Source organism: Paenibacillus sp. BIHB 4019 (assembly GCF_002741035.1).
GTDB lineage: Bacteria > Bacillota > Bacilli > Paenibacillales > Paenibacillaceae > Pristimantibacillus.
The window spans coordinates 1387570-1406105 of record NZ_CP016808.1 but is presented as its reverse complement, the minus strand read 5'-3'; the positions used below and the strand labels follow the sequence as shown (position 1 = coordinate 1406105).

At 45.6% G+C, this 18536-nt stretch carries 21 protein-coding genes; 11 read left to right on the top strand and 10 right to left on the bottom strand.

Annotated elements, in window-relative coordinates; genetic code table 11:
• Positions 1 to 2: 2 nt before the first annotated feature.
• The 5 genes from BBD42_RS05915 to BBD42_RS05895 form a co-directional block, all read right to left on the bottom strand.
• A complete protein-coding gene (locus BBD42_RS05915; protein WP_099517413.1) occupies positions 3 to 377 on the bottom strand; it encodes a BlaI/MecI/CopY family transcriptional regulator in 375 nt (124 codons plus the stop codon).
• A gap of 446 nt (positions 378 to 823) precedes the next feature.
• On the bottom strand, positions 824 to 1639 hold the full coding sequence (locus BBD42_RS05910) for an ABC transporter ATP-binding protein (protein WP_099517412.1): 816 nt from the start codon (positions 1637 to 1639) through the stop codon (positions 824 to 826).
• Positions 1639 to 2670 (bottom strand): FecCD family ABC transporter permease, encoded by a 1032-nt coding sequence (locus tag BBD42_RS05905; protein ID WP_099517411.1) that lies wholly within the window; start codon positions 2668 to 2670, stop codon positions 1639 to 1641. The genes BBD42_RS05910 and BBD42_RS05905 overlap by 1 nt, the downstream gene beginning before the upstream one ends.
• Complete coding sequence (locus BBD42_RS05900) at positions 2667 to 3707, bottom strand: FecCD family ABC transporter permease (protein WP_099517410.1); 1041 nt, start codon at positions 3705 to 3707, stop codon at positions 2667 to 2669. The genes BBD42_RS05905 and BBD42_RS05900 overlap by 4 nt, the downstream gene beginning before the upstream one ends.
• The gene (locus tag BBD42_RS05895; RefSeq protein WP_099517409.1) at positions 3700 to 4797 is read right to left on the bottom strand and encodes an iron-siderophore ABC transporter substrate-binding protein; all 1098 of its coding nucleotides are present in this window, start codon (positions 4795 to 4797) and stop codon (positions 3700 to 3702) included. The genes BBD42_RS05900 and BBD42_RS05895 overlap by 8 nt, the downstream gene beginning before the upstream one ends.
• 461 nt (positions 4798 to 5258) lie before the next feature.
• Here BBD42_RS05895 and BBD42_RS05890 point away from each other — a divergent pair, with 461 nt between their 5' ends.
• Positions 5259 to 5441, top strand: a complete 183-nt coding sequence (locus tag BBD42_RS05890; protein WP_099517408.1) for a hypothetical protein — start codon at positions 5259 to 5261, stop codon at positions 5439 to 5441.
• Between the two features lie 381 nt (positions 5442 to 5822).
• Here BBD42_RS05890 and BBD42_RS05880 read toward each other — a convergent pair whose 3' ends face one another.
• Both BBD42_RS05880 and BBD42_RS05875 read right to left on the bottom strand, forming a co-directional pair.
• Positions 5823 to 6824 (bottom strand): hypothetical protein, encoded by a 1002-nt coding sequence (locus BBD42_RS05880; protein WP_099517406.1) that lies wholly within the window; start codon positions 6822 to 6824, stop codon positions 5823 to 5825.
• 248 nt (positions 6825 to 7072) lie between these two features.
• Positions 7073 to 7351 (bottom strand): DUF2564 family protein, encoded by a 279-nt coding sequence (locus BBD42_RS05875; protein ID WP_099517405.1) that lies wholly within the window; start codon positions 7349 to 7351, stop codon positions 7073 to 7075.
• Between the two features lie 196 nt (positions 7352 to 7547).
• On the opposite strand from BBD42_RS05875, the gene BBD42_RS31710 reads away from it, so the two are divergent.
• The 4 genes from BBD42_RS31710 to BBD42_RS05860 all read left to right on the top strand — a co-directional run bounded on the left by BBD42_RS31710 (position 7548) and on the right by BBD42_RS05860 (position 9826).
• Complete coding sequence (locus tag BBD42_RS31710; RefSeq protein ID WP_172455411.1) at positions 7548 to 7715, top strand: hypothetical protein; 168 nt, start codon at positions 7548 to 7550, stop codon at positions 7713 to 7715.
• 87 nt (positions 7716 to 7802) lie between these two features.
• Positions 7803 to 8300 (top strand): RNA polymerase sigma factor, encoded by a 498-nt coding sequence (locus tag BBD42_RS05870; RefSeq protein WP_056031562.1) that lies wholly within the window; start codon positions 7803 to 7805, stop codon positions 8298 to 8300.
• Positions 8281 to 8853, top strand: a complete 573-nt coding sequence (locus tag BBD42_RS05865; RefSeq protein ID WP_099517404.1) for a hypothetical protein — start codon at positions 8281 to 8283, stop codon at positions 8851 to 8853. The genes BBD42_RS05870 and BBD42_RS05865 overlap by 20 nt, the downstream gene beginning before the upstream one ends.
• Before the next feature lie 319 nt (positions 8854 to 9172).
• Entirely contained in the window at positions 9173 to 9826 is a 654-nt protein-coding gene (locus BBD42_RS05860) for a GntR family transcriptional regulator (RefSeq protein WP_099517403.1), read from the top strand.
• A 59-nt stretch (positions 9827 to 9885) separates the two neighbouring features.
• Here BBD42_RS05860 and BBD42_RS05855 read toward each other — a convergent pair whose 3' ends face one another.
• Positions 9886 to 10650, bottom strand: a complete 765-nt coding sequence (locus BBD42_RS05855) for an SDR family NAD(P)-dependent oxidoreductase (protein ID WP_099517402.1) — start codon at positions 10648 to 10650, stop codon at positions 9886 to 9888.
• A gap of 219 nt (positions 10651 to 10869) precedes the next feature.
• Between BBD42_RS05855 and BBD42_RS05850 the strand changes: the two genes are divergently transcribed.
• Together BBD42_RS05850 and BBD42_RS05845 are read left to right on the top strand one after the other, a co-directional pair.
• Positions 10870 to 11073 (top strand): hypothetical protein, encoded by a 204-nt coding sequence (locus BBD42_RS05850; protein WP_099517401.1) that lies wholly within the window; start codon positions 10870 to 10872, stop codon positions 11071 to 11073.
• Positions 11074 to 11171: 98 nt separating this feature from the next.
• The gene (locus tag BBD42_RS05845; RefSeq protein WP_237163390.1) at positions 11172 to 11381 is read left to right on the top strand and encodes a hypothetical protein; all 210 of its coding nucleotides are present in this window, start codon (positions 11172 to 11174) and stop codon (positions 11379 to 11381) included.
• A 58-nt stretch (positions 11382 to 11439) separates the two neighbouring features.
• On the opposite strand, the gene BBD42_RS05840 is transcribed toward BBD42_RS05845, so the two are convergent.
• On the bottom strand, positions 11440 to 12093 hold the full coding sequence (locus BBD42_RS05840) for an Imm50 family immunity protein (RefSeq protein WP_099517400.1): 654 nt from the start codon (positions 12091 to 12093) through the stop codon (positions 11440 to 11442).
• A 190-nt stretch (positions 12094 to 12283) separates the two neighbouring features.
• Between BBD42_RS05840 and BBD42_RS05835 the strand changes: the two genes are divergently transcribed.
• The gene (locus BBD42_RS05835; RefSeq protein ID WP_099517399.1) at positions 12284 to 12523 is read left to right on the top strand and encodes a transcriptional regulator; all 240 of its coding nucleotides are present in this window, start codon (positions 12284 to 12286) and stop codon (positions 12521 to 12523) included.
• 9 nt (positions 12524 to 12532) lie between these two features.
• Here BBD42_RS05835 and BBD42_RS05830 read toward each other — a convergent pair whose 3' ends face one another.
• Positions 12533 to 13600 carry a hypothetical protein gene (locus tag BBD42_RS05830; RefSeq protein WP_150131516.1) on the bottom strand — a complete coding sequence of 356 codons (1068 nt, stop codon included), beginning with the start codon at positions 13598 to 13600 and terminating at the stop codon, positions 12533 to 12535.
• A gap of 789 nt (positions 13601 to 14389) precedes the next feature.
• Between BBD42_RS05830 and BBD42_RS05825 the strand changes: the two genes are divergently transcribed.
• The 3 genes from BBD42_RS05825 to BBD42_RS05815 all read left to right on the top strand — a co-directional run bounded on the left by BBD42_RS05825 (position 14390) and on the right by BBD42_RS05815 (position 18446).
• Positions 14390 to 14965 carry an RNA polymerase sigma factor gene (locus tag BBD42_RS05825; RefSeq protein ID WP_237163388.1) on the top strand — a complete coding sequence of 192 codons (576 nt, stop codon included), beginning with the start codon at positions 14390 to 14392 and terminating at the stop codon, positions 14963 to 14965.
• On the top strand, positions 14937 to 16559 hold the full coding sequence (locus tag BBD42_RS05820) for a DUF4179 domain-containing protein (RefSeq protein WP_099517396.1): 1623 nt from the start codon (positions 14937 to 14939) through the stop codon (positions 16557 to 16559). The genes BBD42_RS05825 and BBD42_RS05820 overlap by 29 nt, the downstream gene beginning before the upstream one ends.
• Before the next feature lie 303 nt (positions 16560 to 16862).
• Positions 16863 to 18446: an ABC transporter substrate-binding protein gene (locus BBD42_RS05815; protein ID WP_099517395.1), complete on the top strand. Its 1584-nt coding sequence runs from the start codon at positions 16863 to 16865 to the stop codon at positions 18444 to 18446.
• Positions 18447 to 18536 lie beyond the last annotated feature (90 nt).

Here is an 18536-nt window from a genome sequence, read left to right as displayed (position 1 = left end):
ACCTACTTTTCCGACAGCCATTTTTTCAGCTCGGCAATATCCGCATCTGACAGCTTGTCACCATCGTACAAAGCCGAAACCATGTTCTTGACGGAGCCTTGATATAAGCCGTCCAGCACTTGCTGTGTCCCGATTAGCTTATAATCCTCGGCCGAAATAAGCGGTTCGTATTTATTGATTCTTCCATGCCTTGTAGTAGTTAGTGCCCCTTTTTCGACTAGGCGTGAGAGGAAGGTGGAGATGGTCTGTGCTTTCCATTCCTTTCCCCTTAGCGCAAACATACTCAGAAGCTCAGTAGATGTGACAGGGGGCGTGCACGCCCAAATCACCTCCATTAGCTCTAATTCCGTATCCGATAACTTTTGAATCTGGTTCACGGTGAACACCTCTTTACTTCGTTATGCGTCCATAACGAGCTTTGTTACTACATGATGTAGTAAATAAAACCTACTACATTTCGTAGTAGGTTGTCAAGTTAAATGAAGGGACGGCCGAGGCTATATAATAGAACGGAGAGCCTGCTGGCTGACATTCCTCTTTTCATTTGCGCGGCTTCATTGCGATGATTTGTGTACAGTTCTTCGAGTTTGCAACAGCTATAGGGAATGGGGAATCGTAATAATCTTATTATTTATGAGTTCGACAGCTCTTGGATTTTTCTAAGAGCATTTAGAAGAAGTTTTGAAGAAGAAAAACGAGAGAGGCCACTTCAAAAAAACCACCCAAAGTTGAAGTGGTTTTCTTTTTATATTCTGATGTATATTTGGTGGTCAAACTGCACTTTATGGCGAATAATTACCCTATAAGAGATATTAATTCTTATTTAAGAGGTAGGCTCACCATTAACATGATAGCGTCCTCTTGGTACCACCAAAGGAGAGCCCGAAATAGGATCGTCTATCACCGTGCAATCAAGACCGAAAATGTCTTTCACCATTGAACTTGTAATAACCGCTGCTGGCTCGCCCTCGACTACAAGTTTTCCCTTATGAAGCGCAAAAATGTGGTCAGCATAACGTGCAGACAAGTTAATATCATGAAGCACCATGACAATGGTCGTTCCGAGCTTTCGGTTGAGATCGGTGAGCATGTCAAGAATTTCGACTTGATAGGTGATATCTAAAAAGGTTGTCGGCTCATCGAGAAATAAGATGTCGGTTTGCTGGGCCAGAGCCATGGCAATCCAAACGCGCTGTCTTTGACCGCCCGAAAGCTCATCAATATTATGATTGGCAAACTCCGTTATATCCATAATGTTCATCGCATCGGCAACGGCTTCATAATCCTTTTTCGTCCATCCGCCGAGTAATGATTGGTGCGGAAACCTTCCCCGTCCCACCAAATCCGCTACAGAAATTCCTTCCGGAACAATGGGGGATTGCGGCAGCAGTCCTACCACTCGAGCCAATTGTTTAGGCGGAATTTTGCCCAGCGGCTTGCCATCAAGGGTGATTTTGCCCGATGCAGGTTTTATGAGCCTGGCCAGTGTTTTAAGAAGCGTAGACTTTCCGCAGCCATTGGAGCCAATAATAACGCTTATTTTATTGCTGGGTATAACAAGATCTACTCCGTGAATAACCGTTTTATTCTCATAGCCCGCTACGATTTGTTCGGCTTGAAAAATATGTGTCGGTTTCATTATAATTCTCCCTTTCGATTCATTCGGATTAACAAGAAGATAAGATAAGGCGCTCCGAGCAATCCGGTAATGATGCCTACGGGGAATCTGTACTCAAAAGCAAATTGTCCAATTAGATCTGCCGCCAGAACCAAATTAACGCCAACCAGTCCCGCCGGGATGATGTTCGAGAAGCCGGCTCCGACCATTCTTTTTGCGATCGGTCCCGCAAGGAAGGATACAAAGGCTATTGGGCCCGTTGTAGCCGTAGCAATAGCAATCATGATGACGGAGCTCACAATTAGCGCAATTCTTGTCCTGTCCGTGTCCACGCCGAGAGAAGAAGCCGATTGTTCGCCGAGCTCCAATATGTTTAGATGTTTTCCTAGAACAATAATGATAGGAGTAAAGATAATAACCGTTAGTACAAGAGGCGGAAGCTCACGCATTTGAGAGCCATTAAGGCTGCCTCCGAGCCATCTGAGCGCTGAAGGGATGTCTTGCTGGGCGCTAACGAGCAGAAGATAGGATATGACGGCGTCAAGCATAGCCTGTATGCCTATTCCGACAAGAATTAATCGCCCGATTGAAAATGTTTTGCCCCTGGATAATGCATAGATCAGAATAACAATAGCTAGACCGGCAATGACAGAAGCAATGGAAATCACTGCTCTGCTTGAATGAAGGATAGTGATGCAAAAAACAGCCGCCGCGCTGGAGCCGGAGGTAATACCGATGACATTTGGGTTCGCAAGAGGGTTGCGCAGCATCGTTTGGAAGACATAACCGGCAATGCCGAAAGCAAATCCAGCGAAGAGTCCAGCCAGCATTCTCGGTAAACGTATTGTACTAACCGCAAAAGATACGCCTTTAAGCTGCTCTCCCGAGAGCGCCCGGATTACATCCTTAACCGGATAAATCGTATTTCCAAGTAAAAGCATGGCGCAGCAAAGCGCGCACGCAAGTACGGCAAGAAAGCCAGTGATAAGTATCCATCGGCGGAATCGTTGACGTCTGCCCGCCATAATAAATTCAACAGTATGATTTTTCATAATGAACGCACTTTCGATCTCATAGCTAATATGATTAGTATTGGAGCTCCTATAAATGCTGTAACTACACCGACCTCAAGCTCGCCTGGGTTGCCGATGAGTCTGCCGAATACATCTGAAACCATCAAAATAATGGCTCCGGCAATAGCTGACATGGGAATAACCAAACGCAGGTCGGGTCCAAGAATGAGGCGTATGACATGAGTGGCTAAAAGCCCGATAAACCCAATAGGGCCCGCGAGCGCAGTAGCAGCTCCACACAAAATAACACCTGCAAAAGCCGCAATAAACCTTAGCAGCCCTGTCCGAACACCTAGCCCAGTCGCAACATCGTCTCCCAGTGCCAGCGCATTTAGTGCCGGGGCGGCCATAAAAGCGATCAGTAAGCCAACGATTAGAAACGGGATGAAGGTAGTAATAGCGCTCCAGGTTGCCGAGCCTACGCTTCCTACTTGCCAAAATCTGAACTGATCCATCACATAGGAGCGCGGAATCATGATGGCGGTAACCAGAGAAGCAAGGGCGGCGCTGGTGGCCGCCCCCGCCAAAACAAGCTTAATGGGCGTGGCTCCGCCACGTCCCATAGAGCCGATTCCAAATACGAATACTGCCGTAATCCCAGCCCCGGCTAAAGCAAGCCATATATATTGATTAGCGCTGCTAATATTTAAGAACGCAATTCCACAGACGACAAACAAAGAGGCGCCTGTGTTGACTCCCAGTATGCTTGGATCTGCAAGCGGGTTGCGAGTGACCGATTGCATAATCGCCCCGGAGACGCCTAGAGCGACACCGCACAATAAACAAAATACGGTTCGAGAAATTCGCTTGCGAACGACGTTAGCCCCAAAGGAATCAATGTCCTGGTGAAATAAACCGTCTATCAGTTCGTTAAGCTTTACAATTCGAGCGCCTAAAACTAGAGATGCGACCACGCATACGCCGAGCAGGACAATGCAAATAATCAGGACCATCTTAAAGTTCCCCGGAATAGGCGAGGTGAGCTGTTTGTTTTTTGAAACGGAAGAACTATTCATTTATTTTGTCAATGGCTCCTCCAATTAAAGCAAGGTATTCATCAATGGTATAAGCAATGGAAAGCGGGTTTGGAGTTCCAGCAGCTACTAAAGGCGTATCGCTATCAATAAAGGCCACGGAGCCTCTCGCGATCGCAGGAATTTTGCCAAGCAGCGTATCGGCTTTAAGCGTTTGATACAATTCGTCATTGCCATATCCAACGAGGAGATCCGCATCGTTCAGAGCCTCGACATTCTCAGAGCTTAAAGTTAAAGAGTAGCTGGTAGGGTCAGTAATTTGCTTTGAAATACTTTCAGGGTAAACCATTCCTAGCTCATGCAAGAAAGAAACACGAGAGTCTACAGGCGTATAAATATGCAATTGAGACAGGTCTTTAGCCGAGAAGTTAACCCAGACGACTTTCTTGCCTTCAATTTGCGGATATTTGCTTAGTTTTTCTTTAATCATTTCCTCAGTGTCTTTGATGAGCTGCTGTCCTTCAGCTTCCATGCCCATACCAGTTGCATTTAATAGAACTTGCTCACGCCATGAGGTTACCCAAGGTGCTGTCGGATAGGCGACAACAGGAGCGATTTGGCTAAGCAGATCGTAGTCTTCCTGAGTAATACCAGAGTAAGCAGCAAGAATGACATCCGGGTTTGAATCCGAAATGGCTTCAAAATCTAGGCCGTCCGTATCTTGGTAAACATTAGGATCGCTTACGCCAAGCTCCTTAAGCTTTTTTGCTGTCCAAGGCAAAAGTCCGCTGCCATCTTGGACGCCGAAGTTCGCCGCCGAGAAGCCTACAGGAACAACGCCAAGAGCGAGTACGACGTCGTGATTCGCCCATTGAACCGTAGCGACGCGTTCAGGTTTTTTTTCAATAACGGTCTCGCCAAAAGCATGCTTGATCACGATCGGATATTGGACCGTTTCGGCTGGGGAAGCGGAAGCTTCTGTCTGAGCAGCTTCGGTACTTGCCGATTCACTTGCAGCCGGAGATGGTGAAGCCGTCGAATTGGAATTTTGACTGCCGCAACCTGCAAGCGCGATTGCAAGCACTGCAAAAATAATTAGCGTGGATAAAGAGAACTTTCTTTTTGTGTTCATGTGTGTACCCTTCCTTATCTTAAAATATATTTTTGTTGGCGATGACTATCTTTGCAGAGTAAACTCGCATCAATCGTGATGTTGATAAAATATGAAAAAGATGGTTTCCCTGAATCTCGATAATGATTCTCATCATCACTAAATATATATCCTCTTTAGAGGGGGTGTCAATGAAAAATTGCTTGTGCTGCTTGGGAAGAAGGCATGCAATAGCAAATAAAAATAGCAATGCAAACGTTATAGTAAGTATTGGGCGTATACATTTTATGCTAATTTTCGACAATCTAATTGATTCGTTAAACCTGTTTCTTTCAAGTTCTAAAAAAGGTAAAATTTAGATATATATTCACCACTGTGTACTTATTCCTTTTTAAAAGGAGTGTGAATTGTAAGAAATAATAGGATGAGTAATCCAGATTACGGAATTTTGTATAACAGCATACAATAGAGGAGAGAGAGAAATGTTGAATAAAACAATTAAAATAACGCTTTTCATTGTAGCTATATTTTTATTGTTAGATTCATTCGGAAATATTTTTGGCGAAATGATATTGATGAAGAAAATATTTGCAATATTAATTGCTGTCATTTCTTTGATAATAGGGTACTTTGCTTTGCGAGATAAAAATAAAAAGAAGGAGTGATTTTGTTGAGGGTTAAATGGAAAATGGAATTTGTAATTGGAATAATAACGGGTATTATGTACACCAACCATAGGCGGGGCCAGTTCGGTTTACTCCTAGTTGAAAAGGTAATAGCAAAAGGATTTTACTTGGAGTTTTTGTTTTTGAATTTAAAGATGAGTCAATATAAGCTTAGATGCTGTCTGGAAGTCAGTCCCAGAGCAATCGCATCCTGCACGAGTTTGAATGCTATGACAGGTTGTGAACAAGTGACCTGTCATAGCCCGTTGTACGTGTCTTAGGAGGCTAAAGTTTATCGTGATTTTTAATAGGCATACATATTTCACAAAAATCATGGTTAAGCATATCACCGAGCGTTGTTTAATACAGCGCCAGGATTGTTTAAAGTCGCACAATTCGCCGATAATGCAGCTGATCGAGCCATTCCACCCATTCCTGTTCATCTTCATGTTTGTCACGGTAATATACGGCTGTTGGCAAATAACTGAAAAAGACGCCCAAACCTCCACTGTGATTGGCCCCTCCTTCGCCACCTTTTCCGGTAGACTCTCCGTCTTCCGTCTTGGTCAACTCCTTCTGGTATGGATCTCCCAGAAAACGCAGTCCGAAAACATTCGGCAGCTCAAGGTCATAAGAATGGCTGATTGCTCCTGTTGGGGTACTCGTCTCTCTGTCATTCTTAAGCTCCTCAAAATATTTTAGATTCATCGAGTAATCCATTCCGTCTCCCCAAGGAAACAAGGTTCTACAGCCGGCACCATACAAATACTCCCACTCGTCCTCGGTTGGAATGTCGAATCCCTGATTCAATGTCGAATCGGCCCAATCCTCAAAATTCTCGCTATCATTAAACAGATAGATGCGAATATGTTCACCATCCCGGTCTAGACGATAGGAAGGATAATATTCGCGGTTGCCGTTAGTACTCTGCCTGAACGCTTCTAACCGCCCTAACAGTTCGGCATCATTTTCTGCGTCTAGTCCTTCAGCAGCCAATTCGGTCCAGCCGATAGGCTGGGTATTCCGCTCTACCAGCATCGGCCCAATCGCGGCTGTTCTGACCGGAGTCATCATTCGACGCAGTTTATCCTCCGGCTTCTTAAACGATTTCCCAACTTTCATCAGGTTTTTTTCTGAATCCATGCGTGCCGTGCTATCCGGCTCCTCGAACCAGTTGTCCCAGCCCAATGTTACCTCGTCGCCAGGAACAAAGACAAATTCTATCCCTTTATAGGCGGACACTACCGTTTCCATGCTCTGTCCATAACGTTCAAAGCGTTCCAGCCGGCAGAATGAGAAACCTTCAGGCAGCTTATCCTGAAGCACTTCTTGTTTTTGCAGTCCGGATAGGCGATTCCATTCTGTACGATTTAAAACATCCATTGATTGTTCCCCTCACATGAAAAAAATAACCTGATCTTCATAAAATAATTGGCGATAATTGGATTGTACTCACTTTATAGGAGTATTGGCAAATATTCAGGGTTTGTTGTAGCGGTTTGGAAGTCGATTTGGCTGATAATCAGTCCTTGGCGGTATGCGTTTGCAGCCTGAGACGAACTCTATATTGTGAAATAAAAACAAGCTCCATTCGTTTTACATAACGAATGGAGCTTGTTTTTATTCTTATATTACTGATCCTTCATATTTTCCTGTACTTCGTCCAATTGGTGCTCCAGAAGCTCTAACTGCTCTTTATTTTGCTGGACAGTGTCCATGTGCCCGTAATGTTGCTCTGCATTATCTAGCGCATTTTCTGCATGTGATATTGAATCGCTTGCTTGCTCAACGGTTTGTGCTTCTGGATGAGACATCGCTTGCTTAACCGCATGATTTGCCTTTTGGACAGAGTTGCTGAGCAAAGTGCTAGGATGATCCTCTTTCCAACTTGTGTCTGTGTGCTTGGCCAAGTGTACTTTTTCTCCTCTCGATTAGATCATGTTATCCACATAGATCATGTTGTTCACACTATAGTTTTGTGAAATATCCAGCAAAATATGCATGGAGTGGTTTAATCGGCACAGAGAAAAGTATGATTGTTCTAGTGTGCTTCGTCTTTATTTGTTGAGGGCGCTGTACCTTCTCGTTGTTGTGGGGCTCGGTATCGTGCAATGGCCAGTAGCCATTGAGCAGATCATTCAACAGGAGAAGTCGTGGGAGCTAATGGATGGAGCAGTTGCCTGCATGCTGACCTGCTTTTCGGTTTTATCCATACTAGGGCTGCGCTATCCGCTGCTGATGCTGCCTTTGCTGCTTATTGAACGGATATTTTAGCGGAAAGGATTAAATGCTAAAAAAAATTAGACGCAATGAAAAATATTAGAACTCTCAGTTGTATTAAAAGTGAAAGGGGGTGCTGAGGTGTACAATTCATATGAGCTCAATGAATCTGTACGGCGGGCCTTGGATCTATATTCACAAAGCATGATCAAAATTGCCTTTGCGTATTTGAAAAATATAGCTGATGCGGAAGAAGTGACCCAAGAGGTATTTCTCACCTATTTGCAAAAGCGCCCTGTATTTGAAAACAATGAACACGAAAAAGCCTGGTTGATTCGAACAACCATTAATAAAAGTAAAAATATGCTGAAAACAGGATGGTTCAAAAGCAGAAATCCTGTTCCCGAAGATCTTAGCTATCTCCCACCGGAAGAAAATGGAGTCTTGCAGGCTGTACTAGCCTTGGACAAGAAGTATCGGATTCCGATTCATCTGCACTATTATGAGGGATATTCCATTAAGGAAATTGCAGATATTTTGCAGACCAAGTCGGCAACGGTAGGAACATGGCTCGCAAGAGGACGCCTTATCTTAAAAGAGAAGATTGGAGGCCTTGAGGATGAAGAAATCTGTTTATAAATCCGCGATGTCCCGTGTGAAAACAAGTGAGAATTTTCAAGAGGCAACCTATCAGAAGCTGATGTCGGAAATGGAAAAGACAGCACAACCAAATTTGATCAATCAAAAGGAGTCGTTTAAAATGGAAAAAGCTAAAAAAAGAACGTTAACAGGTTGGACAGTTGGTATTGCAGCATGTGCAGTATTATCGGTAGGCATCTTCGCGATGAATCAGGATACACCAAATACGACAAATGTGCCAAATACAACACCGGAGTCGGCTGCTGTTGCAACGAAGCCTCCTACGAGCGGCAAAGCGGTCGTCAATATTGAGGGCGTGATTTCGGAAGTGAGCGAAGATGGAGCAAGCTTCAAGGTTGGCGACTTATGGGTAACCGTAACCCCAGAAACCGAATTGGGTATCAGTGGGCCAACGGCTGCCGAGCCGTCTGAAGATCTGCTGCAAAAGGAATTTAAAGTTGGCAATATCGTGTCCGGATTTACGACAGAGGATGTCAGCACAGGAAAAGTGAATGCAACGCGCATTTACAATAATATGGCTCCACAGAAATAAGATAACTATGCCGATGAAAGCTAAAATAGAGAGTGAAAAAACTGCAAGAACGCGGAGAGTCATCCAGCTGCGTTTTTGCAGTTTTTTAGCATTTAATAGGAAAAAAGCTAACAAGGGTGTTAGCTCCCGCTTCATTTTTGTTATTTTCCATCGCTATGCTGCTCTTGTGGCTTGCCTATGTCCTTGCGTAATTCTTTAATACGGTTTTCCAATTTATCATAGCTGGAAATTCATAAAACGCATCATCAGGGAAATTAGTAGTATAATGAAGTCATCGCAGGGTTGTATATTTTTTAATAAGGGGTAAGTGGAATATATAATGGATAATTTTAATTTCTCTTCGATCATGGAAGACCAAACGAATTCGTTGCCCGAGCAAATAGCGAATCATATATTAAAAAAAATATTTATAGGCGAATTAGTCCAAGGTACTCGACTGATTGAAACCAATATAGCGAAAGAATTGAATGTAAGCAACATTCCGGTTCGAGAGTCGTTTTATATTTTGCAAAATACGGGCGTTGTGGAACGGCTGCCGAGAAAAGGCGTGCATGTGAAGGCCATCTCCAAGCAAGAGATGGATGATTATACCGATGCATTAGTGGAGCTTTTTAAACTAGCGATCGATTTTTCAAAATCAAAGTGGAACGAAGAAAAATATACGCATCTTAAGCAGTATTTAAACGGGGCGCAAGAGGCGCTTGTGCATAAAAATATTTTAGATTACGTCGTTAACGTCCATCGTTTATGCGGGTATGTATTTCAAGTGGCTGAAAATAAAGCATTTAGCAAGTTTTACTCTGACATCACTTTTATTACAAATGCGTACTCCCAGATGAAATGGGGAGATGTGGAGAAAACCAAAAGCCGTTATATTTACTTGGAAGAAATGGTCGATGCCATCGTCCAAGCAGATTATGAGAAAGCGAAGGAAGCCTTTGAGATTTTAACGAGACAATCCTTGAATATATAGAACAAAGCAAAAGAAAGAGGCAGCCTCCATAGTGGGGCTGTCTCTTTCTGCTCGTTCGCTTAGTTGGCCATTACGCCGCCATCCACAATAAGTTCTGTACCAGTGATGAATTTAGACTCATCCGAGGCAAGGAACAGGGCAGCATAAGCGATATCAATCGGATCGCCAAAGTGGCCTAGTGGAGTTTTATTCAAGTAGTATTGCTTCGCTGCTTTCATGTCTTCTGTTTCCAAAACGGCAGACATAGGAGTTCTAATTTGGCCTGGGCAGACAACGTTTGAACGTACATTATCTTTGCCATAATCTACAGCGATGTTTTTGGACATGCCGATTAAGCCTGCTTTTGCAGCACCGTAGCCCGTACCGCCTTGCCCACCAAGCAGCCCGCCGATAGAAGAAATGGTGACGATGGAGCCGCCGCCATCTTTAATCATTTCAGGAATGGCATATTTGCTGCCTAAAAAAGCGCCTTTTAAGTTAATGGCCAAAAGCTTATCCCACTCGTCTGGATCATGGTCGGCAGCTTTTGCGATGAACGGGCCAGCAACACCAGCTGTATTCACTAGTACGTTTACTTTTCCGTATGTGTCAACAGCTGTTTTGACAGCGATTTGCCAATCTTCAGGAGAAGAAATATTTAATTTAACAGCGATCGCATCTCCACCGTCAGCTTTAATTTCATCAATGACAGCTTGAAGGCCTGCCACGTTCATATCGCCACCGATTACTTTAGCCCCTTCTTTTGCAAATAAACGAGCTTGCTCCGCCCCCATACCACTGCCTGCGCCAGTAATAATCGCTACTTTGCCTAATAATCTTCCCATGATAACGCCTCCATTATGTGTAAGTGCCGTTAGGGAAATAATATATAATATATTATTTCGTCATTCATATTATATATAATATATTATGTAGTGTCCAACACTTGAGCATTTCTATTTTTAAGCGGGTCAATATGTGTATGATGTACCATTACCGATTTGGCGAATTATCCGTTATAATAAGCTCAACAATCATATGGATATTGGGGCGGTGTTACCAACATGGCGATTCTTACTTTTCTCCTTATTGGCTGGGTGCTGAATTGGTTTAAATTCGAGCGGGTGTTTAGCCAAGCCTTTAAAGAGCTATTTAACAAAGAGGTATCATCGGCAAGTTACTACTTTCTATTTTTTGTCATAGGGGTTTTCGGTGAAATCGTGCTGCTGATTCAAGGTGCCTACTACGATTATTTTTTGCAAAAATAGCTGATGGAACAGGCTTCACAGCATAATTGTTCATTTATTTTCAAGCGTCGAACTGGGGATTAGAGAGGGAGGACTATGGGGTATCGGTGGATGCGCGAATGCGGACGAGCGTTTCTGGCATTTTTGGAGCCGGCGATTTTATTACTTATGGCAGTAAAGTCCGATTAATCGCAGGCGCCTTTAATGATGCCGTGTTAGCCGTCAATAGCGCAAAGCTTTATCTTGAGCCAGCGGCCTCTGATATGGCTGGTGTTTCTTCGCATAATGCCCGTTTTTTTGATAAAAATAAAGCGCTTCTGCAGCAGTAGTTTGGAGGAGGCGTGCAGCAGCAGGCTGACGCCGGTCATTGACTGGCGCCAGCTTTATTTAATTTTCCCAGCTGACACGGATGCTGCGGCACAGAAATTGTCCGCCAAATCCGTCTTGTGAGCCGATGACCACATGTACCGCTTCTTCCTGATAAGTAAATTCCAATTGAAAAATAGTATTGTGCTCCTCGAAAGAAGAGAGATCCTCTTCCTGGACCCCATCAAAACGGAAGATGACATTTTTCGCTGCCTCTTCAACTAAGGAGGGCTTAATGGCTATGGTCAAGCTTTTCTCCTCGCTCGAACCTTCATTTTCTCCCTCCCACCTTGCATCCATTATTTCATCGTAGTGAAAGGGAGGAAAATAACCATAATGTGCAATGAGCTGCTCCGCACCTTGAATCGAATGGAGTGGGGAGAAAATCCGCTTGATCCTATGCGCTTCCTTTAACTGTTCTTGATACATGGGGGATGTGAACAGCAGCAGCGATTCCGGGTTGATCTCCATCACGATCGCTGTGAAAGCGGCCCATGATGAAGTGCCAACTGTACCTGTTGTCACTTGAATAAGGTCATAGCGAAGCAGCTCTATTTTTGGCGAATGATTGAGCTTTAATCGATACCCTATTATATCCGGTTGCGCGTGGGGAAAATGCAGCCTTTCTGGCTCTACGGACAGCACACGAATGCTCCACTCTGCTGCCCTAATCATGTTTTTTCCTCAAGGGTATTTATGTAGGCCAGCGGATTATTTTTCATATCAACCTCACCTTTACAGAATAAAATATTAGCTGCTGCTCGAAATTTATAAATGGCCCAACATTAGGGAATTATTCTAAGGGCGGAATAAGGCGACTGATCCGCTTTCTTATAAATAGCCTAACATAGTAGGAGGAGATTAAATGAAATTTGAACTTGGGCGCTGCTTGCTGCTTGAACGATTAGCGGAAGCCGACATGACCATCGGTCAATTAACCGAAGCGCTGCATTATAAACACGAGCGAATGAATGATTTTATAGAAAATAAGAGAATGATGCCCTTAAAAACCGCTATTTCCATCGCTGATACGATTGGATGCTCGGTAAATGGCCTATATGAATTAATCGCGCTAGAAGCCGAAGCCCCTCCCAGAGTCGAATAAGAGGATCATTTAAGGCTTATACCGCCAAGCCGAAATGCCGCCCTGCGAATCCAATTGTAAAAACAGCCGCGCCTCTTCATGGTATAAATCGGGACAGAAGGCCTCCTCTGTGGCTTCCTGTGCACCGTCATGCCTATTCCATACGGTCATATTCAGCCCCCTGCCCCATAAGAACAAGCGATCACCATCTACTGCTAATTTTCCCTGTGGATGAGGATAAACATTCTCTATTGGTGAAGTGGTCTCATAGGCAGGGACCTCTCTCAAAACGATAGAGCGTTCACCCGTCAGCACATTGAACACCATAACGACTGGCAATGCGCCTTCATCCGGCAAGTCCTCCTCATCGAATAGATCGCCATCCACTTGTCCCCAGATGGCAATGGTCTGCGAATCTACCCAAGCGGCGGGCAAGCCCCAGTCCACAAGCATTTTCCAAGGTGAGGATACGGAAGCGCCGTCCTCCGACTCACGAGCGTTGTTAAGCCAAGCTCGAACATTCCAGGACCGAATAATACCAACAGGCTGCCATACCCAGCCCGTATCTACAACCCGCTGCTGATCCGGCGATACATAAAGTTTGGCGTGAAAATAATCAAGATAGCCGTCGTCTTCATATTCGGCCTGTGGACGGCTGCTTAGAAGCTCCCCCGACAACACATCGGTTAAGTCCACACGGTTCCATAGTGTCCCATGAATGAGCAGAGATCTCCCGTCAATCTCGGCAAAGGCTAACGGGAAGGTACATACTTCTGAATGATAGTCGTCTCGAGACAGCTCCATCATTTGTTGGCGGACGAGCAAATCATAAACCGCGGCGTGACGGCCAAAACAGTTCGAAACCGCTGCATATTGCCCATCTTTACTGATTACGACTTGCACGGGATGATGAATATTGAACTCAGGGATATCCACTTGGAGCAGTTGTTCAGCAAGTCCTGTAGCAAGATTCAGCTTCCATAATTCGCATGCATGATTTAAGGCTAGCACCGACCTATTTTGCTCATCCGGCAAAGGATGCAGAACAGCGATGGAGCCTGGGGAGGCGCTTAGCGCTGGCAAAGAAATGTGATGCAAAGGCAAATTCCCACCCCTTTTCATTAATAGCTCTATTTTAATCTATTCCTATGTATCTTCCAAATACTAGGGCGTGCAAGCAAACTGGAGTCGGTCTGCTGCGTCTTGCTTAGCGCTTATTCAAAGCGAAACTCAAAGCAAATTTCATCTGACGATTAAAAATTTTAGGAACCGCAGCGTTAAATTGTTGCTAAGACTATTGTCGCTAAGCCATTATTGATGAGGCCATTGCTGCTGAGAGCATGCGGCTCGGGAAGCTCGCTCTTTTTTTTGGAGGACTGAGGTTCCGCTATTCTGGCTTTTTCAACGATTTTAGGCTTTAAGCGGACAGGAGAGCCGTTATCCACCTAATAATCCCAGTAAAATAGCTATTGGAAGCTCATTAGCGTCTCCTGAGTCCGCAGCCTGTCCCATAACCCGTAATTCCATTAAAATAGCGTCTGTTGTGTCCGCCAAAGCTATCCATGTTCAGGAGTAGAACTATGAAACCTAACACATAAAGCTGCCTTAAGGTAAGCTTGTTTATATTTAGGATGCGTGATACTTCCGGTAGAAGAGGCAATGCGTTTGACGCAAAATGCAATCAGGGTCCGGCTCGCTTACGTTTGCAGACACGCCTTAGTCGGTCGGAAGGCTGTTTTGGAGGACGGGCGTCTTTTTTTGCTGAAATAAATGCCAATTTACCACAATAGGTTCAGAAACTTTTAAAATCAAGTGAGAGAATTAGCGAGGATGGGGAGTCTTAGCAGTGAGATATACAAAAGCGGCACCGTAAGAGGAGGGGAGCAAATGGAGCAAATGGAGCTGAGAGACGATAATATCATTATCGAAGCCGTGTTGAACGGCAATAAACAAGCGTACGCGGATATCGTCCGGCGCTATCAAAATAAGCTTTATGGCTTGTTCCGCAAAATGGGAGCTTCCGAGTCTGACGCTGAGGATTTGACGCAGGAGACGCTGCTCAAGGCCTACCGCAAGCTGGCATCGCATAATCCGGTGCAAAGCTTTGCTGGCTGGCTTTATACAATAGCTGTTAACTTGCAGAAGGACGGCTGGCGACGGAAAACAGCAGAATCCCCTGTGCAGGAAGAAGGCTGCGAACGCGAGACACCGGAATCCAAGCTGCTGCAAAAAGAGCTGCGCTCTGAGCTGGACCATCTGCTGGAGAAGCTGCCTGAGCATTATCGGCTGGTGTTGGTTCTCCGTTATACGAACCAGCTGAGCCACGAGGAAATCGCCAGCATAACCGGCATGTCGGTACGGCAGGTCACCAACATCGTTCACCGAGCTAAAATCAGGCTGCGGAAAATGGTAGAAGCCAAGGAGGGACAACGTTATGACATTTTGGAATCGTACAAAAGCTGAAACAGCTGATCTTAAAGCGGGGACTGGAGCAGCGACACCGACACTAGCACCAGCACCGACGCCGGAAGATAAAAAAATAGAAAGCGTCTTGTTCGAGGACAGGCTCCAGGACGATTTTACCGATAGGGTGATGCTAGAGCTGGAGGGCATCGACATAGAGGCAGCGGGAAATAGTGATCCTGATCCGCTTGATCTTGAGCCGGGCGTCTCATCTATTGCCCAGCAAGTCAAACGTCAACATGCGGCCAGAAAATCTTTGAGACGCAAAGCCTGGGGGCTTGCAGCCGCTGCCGTCGTGCTCGCGGGAAGCACGCTGCTGTACGCACAGCCGACACTTGCGGATATGGTGCGCTCGCTTTTTGCCCAGAACAGTTATGTGGATAACGGGATGAAGCAGGCGCAGGAAGCAGGACTTGTACAGCATTCCGACGCCAGCGCCGAGAATCAAGGCTACACGCTGAAGGTTAACGAAGTGATAGCCGATTCGACCCGTCTCATTGTAGGCATCGACATTTATGATGCGAAAGGAAATCCGGTAGCTGGCGAAATTCAATCTACTAATGGGAATTTCGTTCTTTTTGATGTAGATAGAGGGCATATTGGAGATATCCCTTATGGAATTATGACGGGAGGCAATACGACTACGAGCCGATTCGAATTTGTTTTTAGACGGCCAGTATTGAAAGACAAGCTGCAGTTCGACGCTTACATTAACCAGATCGCCTTGCATCAAGGAACACCGGGTGCGGACGGCTTTTCGTCTAAGACGGTCAAAGGACAATGGACGCTGCGGGTCGATGTCGATTTGAGCAAGGCGAAAGCCCAGACACTGCTCACCCCTATTGGCATTTCGTATGAGACGCCAAGCGGCATTCGGATTCAGATGCAAGGAGCAACCCGTACGCCGAGCGGAGGCTCGCTTGAATTTACGACGTCGCTGACGCCGGAGGCGGCGAGCAGGGCATTAAACGGTCAAAGCGGGTTTAATCTGCTAAATTACCATCTGGAGGATGAACAAGGCAATGTGCTTGAGAAGAGCCCGAGCATGACGGAAATGGAATTTTCAAGCCGGCGCTACGAGTTTGACCGATGGAGCGGGCTAACGAAATGGTTTTACCAATTCGATGATTTTGCCTATGACAAGCAGCAGATCCGGTTTGTGCTGGACAGCTATATGATTCGGGAAAAAGGCGAGGCCGCGGTCATCTTTGATCCGTCGCAAGCTTCGGCCGAAAATCCTGTCCTATTTGAAGACGCTGGCGATTCATTGCTGCTCAAGGGATTAACGGTCAACTCAGATGGGGTAGGGAAAATTCAAATTGGGGGAACGTTCAGCAATCCCAACTTTGCATCGGATACTTGGATCGCCGTTGATGAGAATGGCAAGGAATACCGGATGTCGGTTGGCGGGGGATATAGCGAACAAAATCCGAATTTGGATGATGGGGCAGATCTTGGATTCGTGATGTTTGGCATGAACAGCATGCCGAAAGAGCTAACGATTAAACGCACGGTCATTAATCGCCAGTACAAGGATGCCGACTTATCGTTCATCATTCCATCTACCGGGATGATTGGCGTTATCCCGCAATAAACAAGTGGGCATCCGGGGATGGCGTTGAGAAAAAAGCCTCTGAGAAAGGAATGGCTGCCGTCCATAAAAAAACAAAAATATGCATGGCATAAAGCCTCCATGTTCTTAGGAGTAGAACCACTACTTGTGGCTCCCAGCAAAATTTTCTGCATTTTTTGCGCGAAAAATAATATTTGCAGGTGATCGGATATATGCTGCTGCTGCGGTTTGAGAGATAATAGATTGAGGTATATGGCAGATCACAGATCGCATACGGCGACTTAATGATAAAGAAAACAAATAAATGAGAAAAGAGGGAGATTCATGAACGATTCCGGCCAAAAAGCAGCGGCTATGCTTCGTTTTTGCCGTATAGATTCCTTTGAAGCTTTTACAGAAAGCGAGACTATTTGTCAGGCATCAGACTCGCATACTGCTGTCTTTTGTGCTCGGGGCGAGGGCATGATTTTCTCGGAGGGTGAAAATGGCGAAGTATCGCCAGATGCAGCCTATTTGCTGCCGCCTGGCCGTTCTTTTCAGATAGCCGCAGGCAGCAATCCGGTAAAAGGCTGGATCATCCACTTTGAAGCGTACAGGCTTGAAGCGGATAAGCGGGCTGCACAATCAGCCGATTTTTTGCTGGGCCAGGCACGTATTTCAAATGCGCAGCTGGCTGCCGAATGCTGCGATAGTCTGCTACGCTGGCAGACCTCCAAGCAGCGCAACGAATTCAGTGTGCAGGCAGAGCTCTATCGCTTCGTTTCCTTGCTCGCAGAGGCTAGGCCAGCCATGCGGGAAGAGGAAACAACGGTGTCTGCGATTACTCGCATTGCCGAAATCATGCAGCAGAATCCAGACCATGAGTTGAAGCGCACAAAACTGGCTCGTCTAGCGGGGCTGAGTCCGGGCTATTTTTCTTGGGCCTTTCAGCATCACATCGGCGTCACGCCTTCTGCTTATTTAATGAAAATTCGAATGGAACGAGCCAAGCATTTGCTATTAACGGGAGAAGGCGTAAGGGAAACGGCTGCCAAGGTAGGCTTTGACGACGAATTTTATTTCAGCCGCCGCTTCAAGCAGCAGACAACCATGTCTCCGTTAACCTTTATTAAAAGCCGAAAGCGCAACATCGCCAGCGTCTCCGAGCCATTGTCGGGGAGCTTGCTTGCGCTTCAATTGCTGCCCAAAGCGGCTGTTTTTTATCCCCATCATGCACGTTATGACCGAATGATCCAGCTGCACCCGGATGAGGTCGGGAAAGGCGATTTGTGGAGCCGAAATCTGCTTGCGCTGAACAAGGCCAAGCCAGATCTTATATTTTGTACAGATATGTTGAGCAGCAGTGCACAGCAGGAGCTTGAACTCATCGCGCCGACGGTGTCTATTCCTTGGTTGCCTAAAGATTGGCGCCAGCAGCTTCAAGCAATAGCAGAACCGATGGAACAGCAGCAAGAGGCTGAGGTATGGCTGTCGCAATATGATAGTCAAGCGGAAAAGGCATATCGTAAGGTCAGGGGAAAAATGGGCGGGGCAACGTTGAGTATATGGAGAGTGATGGACTCCGAATACCGGATTTATGGCAGGCGCAATGCGGGTGCGGTATTTTATGAAGATTTGAGGCTGAACGCTGCACATAATTTGGATGATATCGATGTTTTCTGTACCGTCTCTCAAGCTGAGCTGAAGAACTATGCCGCCGACATCATTATTCTAATGGTGGATTCGACGGCCAAGGCAAATAGGAGCAAGGAGGAGCTGCAAGCGACTGGCTTATGGAAGCAGCTGGAGGCGGTTCAAAATCAGCGTGTTTATGAAATTGGAACGGACAAGCTGTTTGAATACTCCGCATGGTCGCATGAACGGGCACTGCCTTATGTGATGCAAATGTTCGGGCTGACAAATGTCTAGAAAACACATGCTCAAAATCCATGTGAAATGGTACGGAGGAATGCTATTATTTTGAGAAGGAAAATCATTATCACTTAAAAGAGGAGGAAG

What these genes read in the sequence shown, in the direction of transcription:
- BBD42_RS05910 (WP_099517412.1), bottom strand. Translation starts at nt 1,639, where the DNA reads ATGAAACCGACACATATTTTTCAAGCCGAACAAATCGTAGCGGGCTAT.
- BBD42_RS05905 (WP_099517411.1), bottom strand. Translation starts at nt 2,670, where the DNA reads ATGAAAAATCATACTGTTGAATTTATTATGGCGGGCAGACGTCAACGA.
- BBD42_RS05900 (WP_099517410.1), bottom strand. Translation starts at nt 3,707, where the DNA reads ATGAATAGTTCTTCCGTTTCAAAAAACAAACAGCTCACCTCGCCTATT.
- BBD42_RS05895 (WP_099517409.1), bottom strand. Translation starts at nt 4,797, where the DNA reads ATGAACACAAAAAGAAAGTTCTCTTTATCCACGCTAATTATTTTTGCA.
- BBD42_RS05890 (WP_099517408.1), top strand. Translation starts at nt 5,259, where the DNA reads ATGTTGAATAAAACAATTAAAATAACGCTTTTCATTGTAGCTATATTT.
- BBD42_RS05880 (WP_099517406.1), bottom strand. Translation starts at nt 6,824, where the DNA reads ATGGATGTTTTAAATCGTACAGAATGGAATCGCCTATCCGGACTGCAA.
- BBD42_RS05865 (WP_099517404.1), top strand. Translation starts at nt 8,281, where the DNA reads ATGAAGAAATCTGTTTATAAATCCGCGATGTCCCGTGTGAAAACAAGT.
- BBD42_RS05860 (WP_099517403.1), top strand. Translation starts at nt 9,173, where the DNA reads ATGGATAATTTTAATTTCTCTTCGATCATGGAAGACCAAACGAATTCG.
- BBD42_RS05855 (WP_099517402.1), bottom strand. Translation starts at nt 10,650, where the DNA reads ATGGGAAGATTATTAGGCAAAGTAGCGATTATTACTGGCGCAGGCAGT.
- BBD42_RS05850 (WP_099517401.1), top strand. Translation starts at nt 10,870, where the DNA reads ATGGCGATTCTTACTTTTCTCCTTATTGGCTGGGTGCTGAATTGGTTT.
- BBD42_RS05845 (WP_237163390.1), top strand. Translation starts at nt 11,172, where the DNA reads ATGCGGACGAGCGTTTCTGGCATTTTTGGAGCCGGCGATTTTATTACT.
- BBD42_RS05840 (WP_099517400.1), bottom strand. Translation starts at nt 12,093, where the DNA reads ATGATTAGGGCAGCAGAGTGGAGCATTCGTGTGCTGTCCGTAGAGCCA.
- BBD42_RS05835 (WP_099517399.1), top strand. Translation starts at nt 12,284, where the DNA reads ATGAAATTTGAACTTGGGCGCTGCTTGCTGCTTGAACGATTAGCGGAA.
- BBD42_RS05825 (WP_237163388.1), top strand. Translation starts at nt 14,390, where the DNA reads ATGGAGCAAATGGAGCTGAGAGACGATAATATCATTATCGAAGCCGTG.
- BBD42_RS05820 (WP_099517396.1), top strand. Translation starts at nt 14,937, where the DNA reads ATGACATTTTGGAATCGTACAAAAGCTGAAACAGCTGATCTTAAAGCG.
- BBD42_RS05815 (WP_099517395.1), top strand. Translation starts at nt 16,863, where the DNA reads ATGAACGATTCCGGCCAAAAAGCAGCGGCTATGCTTCGTTTTTGCCGT.